The organism is Methylobacterium iners, from assembly GCF_022179305.1.
In the GTDB taxonomy this organism is placed as follows: Bacteria; Pseudomonadota; Alphaproteobacteria; order Rhizobiales; family Beijerinckiaceae; genus Methylobacterium; species Methylobacterium iners.
In genome coordinates this window covers 1-10,183 of the sequence record NZ_BPQP01000050.1, presented here as the reverse complement: position 1 = coordinate 10,183, position 10,183 = coordinate 1, and the positions used below count along the sequence as shown (strand labels likewise).

Below are 10,183 nucleotides of genomic sequence, written 5' to 3'. Positions count from 1 at the left end.
CGCCGACACCCTCAACGCCGATCTCCTCGCCTTCGTCAGAGCCTGACCCTCTACAAGGCTGCGCTCAGTTTCCTCTTCTCCCGCCGACCTTCAACATCTGGCCTGGAAGGCTGTTTTAGAACGTTGAACAGCTTTCCATCGCCGGCTTCGACCAGATCTCGTGCTAGTAGCCAACCTTATCGTCCGCAGACGAGGCTATTCGAAGGTAGATTGCCTTCATGCCAGGCCACGTTCTTCTAACGGTAAGGGATGGGTCGTGCTCAGCATCAGCCCGCCTGCAAGCGGACCTTCCTAGGGTCTACTGTGGTTGGGAAGCAGTCTTCTGGCCCTCCGGCCCGAGGCGAACGTTCCGCCTCTGACTCAACCTAGTCATAGAAGGTCGTTGTTGCGGTCCCCAAAAGCGGAAGTTCGTATCCGGCCTACCCTGCCTCAGGAGGTTTGATGAAGGCCTTGCCTCACAAGCTCGCCAGCGGCGAACAGAACGTAACGAGCACTCAGTGCTGGTTCACAACCTAAGGGGTCGTCGGGCGCTGCGAAGGCTCCCGCGCGGAAGGTAGGTCAGGGCGCTCCATACCGTGAGGACACTGCCGGACGTATCGCTTTGTGAAGTAACGAGCCCGGGAGTGCCTTCGTGGCACCCCCGGGCTCGTATTTCATCGATGCCTAGCGTCAAAGCTGACGCGTCGCAGCGGGTGATTCCTTTCGCATGGCGAGGAGATTCATAACTGCGAAGGCGAGCGGCGTTCCGATGAGGAGAAGGGCGAAGAAGAGGGCCATGATTCACTTTCCGTGAGTGATGAGACAGGAACAACCCCGATCGGGGCCACCTGCCGTACCCACCTCAATGCCGGGGCGACGCAGTCGGTTCGCGAATGCGACGCGGCAAGAGTGGCGGAAGGATCAATAGGTGCGTACCCCGACCAGCACGTCGTCGACTACGGCCGTTTGGCGCGTGAAACCGCAAAGCCACGCCTATGACGCTGCGAACTCGGCCCAGCGCTCGGGATTGGGATCCACATTGCTCGAGTAGCGGCCGCTCCGAACTCGTATCGTCTCTCGCACGTGGAGCATGTCGGACAGATCGAAGGCTTCACGCGCAGCAGCTCTAGCAACAATCCGCAATGCCTGTCGGGTGCCGACACCGTGAAGGCAGACCTGCTCATTGCCGTTAGCAAGCCTGCCAGATTCTCAAGGATAAGGCGCAGCCTCACAAAGCCCGGCACCTGGTTCCCGGGCGGCTAGAAGCACTGTGAGCTTGGTGCGGACACCAGTGTAGTGGGTGGCCGTCAAGGGCTCCAAGCCCGCCCATTCTGCCTCCGTCACCACCATCATGCCCATACCCCTTTGAAACCAAGAGGCAGGCAACGGGTGAACGGGCGCACACAGCGCCTTAGAGCACCAGGAGCGAGAAGGCACCGATCAACGCGACGCAAGTCGCCATTCGCATTGTGCGAGAAGTCTTCATGGAACGGTGACGGTTATCGTTAGCGGCCTTGGAGCGCGAACGCAGCATGTAGCGATCAAGGATCGGCTCAGGCGGCTCGAACCAATTTTCCGCGGTTGCACGAGCTGTAGCGGTATACATGCAGAGTTTCCAGGATCTATTCTGCAACTTACTAATGCTTGTTGATCAATCTTAAATAGAGCCGTTCTACAGCAGCTCATCTCCGTGCTTAGAGCAGAACGGGCAGCGTCTGTCCATGCAAAATAGAGCGTGGCAATTGGGCCGTCGCGCACCATAGTGCAGCGATGGAGGGGCTCAGCCCTTGAACGACCTCAAGCATGCATCTGACGTATGGCTGGCATTTGGCATTTGGTATGCCAAAGATGCTCAAGCGGTGCCATAAATGCTGCAACGCAAACAAACCCGCGAGATGGTTGTCATGATCACACTGCTTCTGACTGTTGCCGCTGCTGGCGCCGCCAACGTCGCGCTGGTTGCCTTCATGGTCGACCGGCTTGGCCCAAAGGCGGGGACCACTGTTTCCGCTGGCGAGTTCGTTGCTCTTCTTGAGACCGGTTCCGCCTCCGCCAAGCGCGGTGCCCTCAGGGTTAGCAATGAGAACGTTCTGGTCGGAGCTACCCAGCGCGCCGCCTGATTCAAACGAGCCAACATCCGACGTGAAGAGCCCGCCCGGCGAACGCCGCGGCGGGCTTTTGTCATCTGTGTTGTAGACCTGCTTATGCGCCGCTCAATAGCACCATTCCAGGCGAAGCCTCCTGTCACAGGCAAGGAGCTCTGCTCTGCCCCGGCGCATCTGGAATGGGGGCAGGGGGCATCTGCTCGCTCACTTCGCCTGACAATCGTCAGATCCGCCTCGGGTCATGCCAGCACGAGGGTTCTCGGATGTACGAGTTCGAGTAACGCCCTATCGCTCAGCATCCTGGGCTGACGGTACCCAGCCCTCGACGCTTTTGTTCTCGACCTCACGGCTTGGTCGGCGAGGGAACGACCGGCGGCTCAGTCAGTCATGCCGCAGGTGGTGAAGCCGTCGGCTGCGCCCTAACTGGCGACTCGGACCGAAGGTCAGAGGATGGTTCAGGGGAGCGAGCATGCCGCGCAACATCCTGATTTTGGGAGCCTCATATGGCTCCTTGCTCGCGACGAAGCTCCTGATGGCGCGTCACAATGTGACACTCGTCTGCCGAAGGAAGACCGCGGATCTGATCAATCGTGAAGGCACCGAAGTTCGCATCAAGTTTCGCAATGAGACGGATCATCGGTCCATATTCTCGCGGGAACTCTCTGGAACCTTAGATGCGACTTCTCCAGAGGACGTTGATTTGGGTCGCTATGATCTGGTCGGCCTTGCGATGCAAGAGCCACAATATACCAATCACACAATTCGCATGTTAATGATCAAAATTGCAGGCGCTAAGCTACCTTGCCTGTCGATAATGAACATGCCGCCGTTGCCGTATTTGAAGCGTATTTCCACTCTCGCTCAAATGGACCTACGGATGCCTATACCAATGCTGCCGTTTGGGACCGGTTTGAACCAGGACTGATGTCGCTCTGCTCGCCCGATCCCCAAGCCTTTCGCCCACCCGATGAAGCTCCGAACGTTCTTCACGTAGGGCTGCCTACAAATTTCAAGGCCGCTACCTTTGCGAATGAGGCGCACAATCGGCTGCTTCGGGGGCTTGAGGCGGACATCGATGCGGCGCGTTTTGACGGGCAGGATGCTCCAGTAAAGCTGAAGGTCTTTGACTCATTATTCGTACCTCTTGCAAAATGGTCAATGTTGTTGACCGGCAATTATCGCTGCATCAAATCCGACGATATGCAGTCGATCCGAGACGCGGTGCATAATGATTTGGAAGCTTCCCGTGCCGTCTACGAACATGTAGACGCCATGGCGCAGCGCTTGGGTGCCAACCCTGTCGATCAGGTTCCTTTTGAAAAATACGCCAAGGCCGCAGAAAGCCTCCTGAATCCTTCATCGGCAGCTCGAGCCATCGCGAACGGGGCACCTTTCGTCGAACGGGTTGATCTTTTAGTGAAATTGATTTCGTATCAACTTGACTCACCGCATGCGGAGATTGATCGGACAGTCAGGATCGTAGACCAAAGACTCAACGAGCGGATCATTGGAGGTTGACGCTGGTCTATGGCTTCTGATGTGCGTAGTCAGTTTGCGCCTACCGATGTCGTCCTCAACCACTCCCGCAGTTTGGTCCAGCGTGGCTTCATGTTGCCGCCACGGACCGCGATGCCGATGGCCTTGCGCTGCCCAATCAGCACGACGAGCCGCTTGCCGCGCGTGACCGCCGTGTAGAGGAGGTTGCGCGCCAGCATGGTCCAGTGGCCAGTGGTGATCGGGATCACCACGGCTGGGTACTCTGAGCCCTGCGACTTGTGGATCGTCGTGGCGTAGGCCGGCACCAGCGTGTCGAGCTCTCCGAATGGGTAGACGACCTCCCGTCCCTCGAATGCAACGATCACTGCACCTTCCTCCTCGTCGATGCGGGCCACGGTGCCAAGATCGCCGTTGAAGACCTCCCGGTCGTAATCGTTCTGGCTCTCCATCACCCGGTCGCCTGGCGAGAAGCGCCAGCCGAACCGCTCGACCGAGGTGGCCGGGTTCGGGTTCAGGACCGCCTGGAGCGCGTGGTTGAGGTTGCGCGCGCCGAGCACGCCGCGCTGCATGGGGGTGAGCACCTGCACGTCTCGAACCGGATCAAGGCCAAACCGGGCTGGGATGCGCCGCGTCACCACCTCGATCAGGGTGGTCAGCCCCGCCTCAGCCTCGTCAATCTCGATCAGGTGAAAGTCGCTCTCCACACCGCGCAGGACGGGCTCGGGCATCTTACCGGCGTTGATGCGGTGCGCGTTGACGACGATCCGGCTCTCGGCCGCCTGTCGGAATACCTCGGTCAACCGCGCCACGGGCACGCACCCTGAGGCGATGATGTCGGCCAGCACCTGCCCTGGCCCAACCGAGGGGAGTTGGTCCACGTCGCCGACCAGCAGCAAGCCCGCGCGCTCCGGAATGGCCTTCGTCAGCGCATTCATCAGCGGCACGTCGAGCATCGAGGTCTCGTCCACCACCATCAGGTCGCAGTCGAGCGGGTTGTCCTCGTTGCGCGAGAAGCCGCCGTGCTTGGGATCGATCTCGAGCAGGCGGTGGATGGTCTTGGCTTCCAAGCCGGTCTGCTCGCTCATGCGCTTGGCCGCCCGGCCGGTTGGGGCCGCCAGCAGCACGCGCGTGCCCTTGGCGGTCAGGATGCGCAGGATCGTGTCGAGGGTGCTGGTCTTGCCCACCCCCGGCCCACCGGTGACCACCGCGAGCTTCGCGCCCAGCACGAGACGTACGGCCTCTGCTTGCGAGGGCGAGAGCGTCTTGCCGCTTTTGCCCTCGGCCCAAGGCAGCGCCTTGGCGAGGTCGATCTCCGGCCAGGGTGGCCGTCCCTGACCGCGTCGGGTCAGGCGCTCGGCAATAACTCGCTCGGCCGCGTGAAGGCCGGAGAGGAAGATACAGGCTTTGTCGCCGATGATGTCCTGCACCACGTCGCCGGTGTCCAGCACGTCAATGAGCGCAGAGCGGATCAGCACCGCTTCGACGCCCAGAAGCTCTGTTGCCAGCTTGACGAGGTCGGCCACCGGAAGGCCGCAATGGCCCTCGTCCGTGGCGGTCTGCAGCGCGTACGAAATGCCCGCCCTCAGCCGCTGCGGCGCGTCTTGCGTCAGCCCGAGCTTCATCGCGATGGCGTCGGCGGTCTTGAAGCCGATGCCCCGGATGTCGCGGGCGAGGCGATAGGGGTCCTCGGTCATGACGGTGATGGCATCATGACCATAGGTCTTGAAGATGCGCACCGCTCGCGCCGTGCCGACGCCGTGGGCGTGCAGGAACAGCATGATCTCACGCACGGCCTTCTGCTCGGCCCAGCCCGCCACGAGGCGGGCAGCGCGCGTCGGGCCAATGCCGGCGACCTCTTTCAGCCGGTCGGGCTCGGCCTCGATGATCTCGAAGGTGCCTTCACCGAAGGCCGCGACGATGCGCTTGGCCATGGCCGGGCCGATGCCGCGCATATAGCCCGAGGCGAGGTACTTCTCGATGCCCTCGGCCCCGGTCGGGGGCGTGACCTTCAGGGTCTCGGCCTTGAACTGCAGACCGTGCTGCCGGTCGCTGAGCCAGAGGCCCGTCGCAGTGATCCACTCCCCCGCACCAATGGCTGGGGCATGACCAATGACCGGCACGAGATCACGCCTGCCGCGCGCCTGCACCTTGAGCACGCAAAAGCCGCTCTCGGCATTGTGGAAGGTCACCCGCTCCACCGTGCCGGCAAGCGTTTCCCTCTGTGGTGCGGTTGAGGCGGGAAGTGGGCGCGCGGCCACGGCCGTGAGATCCCGGTGGGAGTTGGAACGAGATCTCAACGATAGCGTGAGAGCCTCGTCCCTTCATCTCAGCGAGGATACCATGCCTGCAGCCATCGCGAATACGCCGACACTTGCGGACCAGGTACTTGCCCGTGGTCCTGTGAGTGACGACCGGCGTGCGGTTGGACGACGCCGGCTCACCATCGAGGTCTCGCCCGAGTTGCACGGTCGCATTCTAGCGATCTGCTCTGTCCGAGGCGTGCCGGTGAATCAGGCGGTCCGTGAGATCCTGGAAAAGTCCTTTCCAGGATAGCGCATACATGCGGCCCAGCGTCCGCGCTCTCCGTCAGAAGTTCGATTTGGGAATGTCGAGCTGCGCGTGAGCCTCGGCAGGCGTCATCAATCGTATGGCTTCGTCGGAGAGGCCGCGCTCGCGCAACTCCGCCCGTTGCCGATTTGTAATCATCATCGAGACGCCCGGGGAAGACGACTGTGCTTGAGCCACACCGTCCGACGCGAGACCTTGCGCTTGGCGAGAACGGTCGAGAACGGCTCCCTCCTCAGCCCCCTGCTCAAAGAGCGCCCGAAGATAACCGTCGATGTCATCTATCATCAGCGAGCCTTCATTCTTCGCGAGAGCCGACGGCTCACTCAACCCGGCCCATTTGAACTGAGCCGTTTTCGGGTATCGCGTGCCAACTCCTCGGGGAGCGTCGCGGCGCGATCCTGACGCGCGATGATGGCCGCGAGCCCGACCGGTCGGTAGTCCCACGCGTCAACGCCAACGTCACAGGAGCGCTGGGTATCCGACAACGAGCCGTGCGTGTGTCCGTAGAGGTGGCGAGTGCCGCGCCATAGGCCGGGCCACGCACGATGTGCGTAGTGAGCAAGGTATAGACGACACTCGCGTCCGTCCTCCCGAACCGTGATGCGGGCGCTCTCGACGGGCAGATCAGCCCAAGGCAGGTGCAGCACACGGTTCGTATCGTGGTTGCCACGGATCAGCCGTTTGGTGCCATTCAGACGCTCGAAAAGCTCGCCGCAGCGGGCGCGGCTCGCGTCACCTGCGAAATCGCCGAGATGCCAAACATCGTCGCTGGGGCTCACCGTCTCGTTCCAGCGGCTGATCAGCACTTCGTCGTGCTCTGCCATGGACCCGAACGGCGTACCGCGCTGTCGCAGGATGTGGACGTGGCTGAAGTGGGTGTCGGCGGTGAAGAACGTGGCCATCAGGTCCGATAACGATGCTCGACTGCCAACCGTTACGCCAGCATCAGGATCCGAGGAGGCATCCGCCTGGAAATCTTAGCGCAGAGCTCGGGCTGAGCCGCCTCTCGTCATCAGACTTCCTTCCGTGTTGTCTCACGTCTGCCTCACCACGTAGAGCGGTTTATGTTGGACGAGCGCTCAGCGGGTCGATGCGCTATTCGCGATCGTCCGTGCCAACGCCGAGGAGCGCCCGAAGACCAATACGCGGATCGAGCCGGCGTTGGCTTGAGTTGATGTACGGTCTTCGTGCGGTAAGGCCTCACGCTGCCTCTGCGTCGAGCGCCTCCCTTGAGGGCAGCGAGCCGGACGCGTGCCTTTGCGCGGTCCGGCAGGGCGCCTCGCCGATGACCTCCGGTCCGTCGGCCTCCCGTTTGTCCCCCCACTTGCGAGCGGTCGCCTGCGGATCGAGATCGACAACGGCGCAGCGATGCCCGGCCAAGTGCGCCGCCACCGCCAGGTGAATGGCGATCGTGGATTTTCCTGTTCCACCCTTTTGGCTGATCACCGCGATGGTTCGCACGTTGGCATCCTTGCATGAGGGCGTGCCCGCCTGCCCACACGCACGCAGTCGGGCTATCCACACGTCGACACCCAGCCCGACTTCCTTGCACCTCGCCTGCCAGCCGGCGTGTCGTCATGACTGCAGTCAATTTTGCCGTCTTGTATCCTTGCCTGCAGGCCGTCCTGCCGGCAGGTTGCCGAACTTTTCAAGACTTCAGAGGTGCGGCTACAAGAGTGATGCGGCGGCCGGCTTCACGTCCGGTCTTTCCGGATACGAAGTTGGCCAGGAGCCGTGTCCTGGGGCTTGATCCGATAGCTGCGTCCCAGCCGTTCTCCTCAGAAGCTCGGCAGCACGCGGGACCGCTCAGAAGCAGGAGGTGGCGATCAGGTCGAGGATGATCACCCCGCCACGAATGCCCCACAGCACGAACGCGGTGCCGGCGGTGATGATGAAGGCTGCGCCGCCCACCCAGACAGGCCAAGACAGACGCGTCGTATGGGTATCCGCTGAAGGCTCGACCATGACCTCTACTCGGCTGGCTGGATCGCGAGCCGTGCGACTGGAATCTCGCGGATCGGCCAGTTCACCAGTGCCGCCACGAGCGCAAGCCCGATCGAGACACCCCACATCAGGTCGTAGTTGCCGTTGATGTCGTAGAGGCGTCCGGCGCCCCAGCCGCCCAGAAAGCTGCCAACCTGGTGGCTCAAGAACACAATGCCATAGAGCGTCGCCATGTATTTGGCTCCGAACAAATAACCGACCAGCCCGGAGGTGAGGGGCACGGTGCCGAGCCAGAGGAAGCCCAGCGCTGCGGCAAAGGCGAGCACGCTTGCCGCCGAGAGCGGGAGGGCGAGAAAGAGCACGAAGACGAGCCCGCGCAGGAGATAGAGCAGCGTCAGCATGTCCTTGCGCTTGTGCCGACCTCCGAGCCAAGCCCAGAGCAGCGAGCCGGCGATGTTGAACAGGCCCACCAGCCCGATCGCCCAGCCACCCAACGCCAGCGGCGAGAGTGTCACACCGAAGGCTTGGAGGCCCACGGCCTTGTCGGAAATGTAGGCCGGCAAGTGCAGGCCCACGAAGGCGACGTGAAACCCGCAGACGAAGAAGCCAAACGTGAGGAGCCAGAAACCCGGCGTGCCGAACGCCTCGCGCAAGGCTTCCCGGCTCGACTGCTCGGGCGCGGCGCCGGCCTGCTTGGGCGCGCGGATCTCTCGAAGGCCAAGGGTAAGGGGCACCATGATGGCGGAGACGAGGCCCAGGACCAGCATCGTGGCGTGCCAGTCGCCGAGCCGGTCCTGCAGCACGGACACGAACGGCACGACCGCGAATTGTCCGAAGGAGCCTCCCGCGGTCGCGACGCCCAGTGCCATGGAGCGTTGGGCCGGAGGGGTTTGGCGCGTGATGACGCCGAAGATCGGACCGAAGCCCGCCGCGGCCATGGCGATGCCGGTGAGCGCGTTGCCGAGGGTCAGGAGCACGCCCTCGGTCGCTGCTGCCATCATGAGCATGCCGGTGACGTAGAGGATACCGCCGACCGCGACCGTGCGGGCAGTGCCGAACCGGTCGGCGACGTTGCCGACGAAGGGCGAGAACAGGCCCATGATGAGCATGGAGAGCGCGTTGCCAAAGGACCAGAGCTCGCGCCCCACGCCGAGATCGGCGGAGATGGGCGTCTGGAAGATGCCGAAGCTCTGCCGCGCCCCAATGCCGATCGTGAGGATGACGGCGCCGCACAGGACCGGGACCCAGAAGCTGCGCTGAGACGATAGCAGGGTTGACGTGCTCATAGCGGCTCCAGCCGGCGCAAAGATCTCCACCGACGCTCAGCTTGGTAGGCGAGGTCTGATCCTACCAGCATGCAACGATTGGTGCTGGAGGGCCATGCTCCACACAAGGTCACGCCAAGCTTCCCCTGCATGGACGGTCGCGTGCTCACCCAAGCCGCGATGACACATCCCCATGGCTCTGTTCACCAGCCGGCGCAGCTTCACTAACGGCACTAAAGCTGCTGGTTCGCCTCGAGCATGACGGGGCCTTGCTTCTTTCACGAAGGCGAGGCTTGTCCGTAAACTCTGATCATCCCGCCCCACCTGGGCGGAGGAGGCGATAGGGAGCGGCTTGGATGTCTAAGGTTCTGGTGCTGTACTACTCCAGCTACGGCCACATCGAGACGATGGCTCACGCCGTCGCTGAGGGTGCCCGCGCCGCAGGGGCTGAAGTTGCAGTCAAGCGCGTCCCGGAAACGGTGCCGGAGGAGGTGGCTCGAAGCAGCCACTACAAGCTCGACCAAGCTGCACCGATCGCCAGTGTCGACGAGCTGCCGGAATACGATGCCATCATCGTCGGCACCGGAACGCGATACGGCCGCATGGCCTCTCAAATGTCGGCCTTCCTCGATCGCACGGGCGGCTTGTGGGCACGCGGCGCCCTTCAGGGCAAAGTCGGCGCGGCTTTCACCTCGACAGCAACCCAACATGGCGGTCAGGAGACTACGCTGCTCTCAATTCTCACCAACCTCATGCACTTCGGCATGGTCGTCGTCGGTCTGCCCTACTCGTTCCAGGGTCAGATGCGGCTTGATGAGGTAACGG

At 62.4% G+C, this 10,183-nt stretch carries 8 protein-coding genes and 1 pseudogene; 3 read left to right on the top strand and 6 right to left on the bottom strand.

Translation table 11 applies throughout. The features are described from left to right. Positions 1–1,847 precede the first annotated feature (1,847 nt). Together MFF55_RS16430 and MFF55_RS16425 are read left to right on the top strand one after the other, a co-directional pair. Entirely contained in the window at positions 1,848–2,099 is a 252-nt protein-coding gene (locus MFF55_RS16430) for a hypothetical protein (protein ID WP_238245183.1), read from the top strand. A gap of 454 nt (positions 2,100–2,553) precedes the next feature. After that, positions 2,554–3,602 (top strand): annotated as a pseudogene (locus MFF55_RS16425) (ketopantoate reductase family protein). A gap of 29 nt (positions 3,603–3,631) precedes the next feature. Here the strand turns inward: MFF55_RS16425 and recD2 are convergent. The 6 genes from recD2 to MFF55_RS16395 form a co-directional block, all read right to left on the bottom strand. Continuing rightward, complete coding sequence (recD2, locus tag MFF55_RS16420) at positions 3,632–5,839, bottom strand: SF1B family DNA helicase RecD2 (RefSeq protein WP_238245182.1); 2,208 nt, start codon at positions 5,837–5,839, stop codon at positions 3,632–3,634. Positions 5,840–6,167: 328 nt separating this feature from the next. Further along, complete coding sequence (locus MFF55_RS16415) at positions 6,168–6,434, bottom strand: hypothetical protein (protein WP_238245181.1); 267 nt, start codon at positions 6,432–6,434, stop codon at positions 6,168–6,170. A 38-nt stretch (positions 6,435–6,472) separates the two neighbouring features. Further along, positions 6,473–7,051: a metallophosphoesterase gene (locus MFF55_RS16410; RefSeq protein WP_238245180.1), complete on the bottom strand. Its 579-nt coding sequence runs from the start codon at positions 7,049–7,051 to the stop codon at positions 6,473–6,475. A 298-nt stretch (positions 7,052–7,349) separates the two neighbouring features. Further along, positions 7,350–7,610, bottom strand: a complete 261-nt coding sequence (locus MFF55_RS16405) for a ParA family protein (protein ID WP_238245179.1) — start codon at positions 7,608–7,610, stop codon at positions 7,350–7,352. Between the two features lie 345 nt (positions 7,611–7,955). Then, the gene (locus tag MFF55_RS16400; RefSeq protein ID WP_238245178.1) at positions 7,956–8,114 is read right to left on the bottom strand and encodes a hypothetical protein; all 159 of its coding nucleotides are present in this window, start codon (positions 8,112–8,114) and stop codon (positions 7,956–7,958) included. Positions 8,115–8,119: 5 nt separating this feature from the next. Next, a complete protein-coding gene (locus MFF55_RS16395; protein WP_238245177.1) occupies positions 8,120–9,379 on the bottom strand; it encodes an MFS transporter in 1,260 nt (419 codons plus the stop codon). A gap of 335 nt (positions 9,380–9,714) precedes the next feature. On the opposite strand from MFF55_RS16395, the gene wrbA reads away from it, so the two are divergent. Continuing rightward, positions 9,715–10,183 (top strand): NAD(P)H:quinone oxidoreductase (wrbA, locus tag MFF55_RS16390; RefSeq protein WP_238245176.1); only part of this gene is annotated, 469 nt, incomplete at its 3' end.